The 472-nt window shown below is 68.9% G+C and carries 1 protein-coding gene; it reads right to left on the bottom strand.

Translation table 11 applies throughout. The features are described 5' to 3' along the window. Window positions 1-472 (bottom strand): response regulator (locus tag SB719_RS19035; RefSeq protein ID WP_412159586.1); only part of this gene is annotated, 472 nt, incomplete at both ends.

Here is a 472-nt window from a genome sequence, read left to right as displayed (position 1 = left end):
ACGTCGCGCTCCGAAGCGGCGCCCGGCGCCATCTCGATCGCATCGCCCTGCAGATCTGTTGCGGGTTGCTCGGTCTTCTCTTCCGTCTCGTCCACCGGCTGTGCGCTGACCTGCGGCGCCGGGGCGTCCGGGTCGAACCAGCGGTGCAGGCAGCGTTCGAGCTCGCTGCGCGTGACCGGTTTCGCCAGATAGTCGTCCATGCCGGCATCGAGGCACTTCTGGCGATCGCCCGCCATCGCGTTCGCGGTCATCGCGACGATCGGCAGGCGCCGTCCGACATGCTCCTCGGCCTCGTGCTCACGCCAGCGGCGGGTGGCGGTGTAGCCGTCCATGACCGGCATCTGGCAATCCATCAGCACGATGTCGTAGCGCGACGCCGTGATGCGCAACAGGGCGGCTTCGCCGTTGCTCGCGGTGTCGCAGGTGATGCCCAGGACCGCCAGCAGGCGCTGGCCGACCATCAGGTTGACCG

The sequence above is a fragment of the Pantoea sp. SIMBA_079 genome, from assembly GCF_046940275.1.
Taxonomy (GTDB): Bacteria; Pseudomonadota; Gammaproteobacteria; order Enterobacterales; family Enterobacteriaceae; genus Pantoea; species Pantoea borealis.
This window is presented reverse-complemented; position numbering and strand designations above follow the sequence as displayed.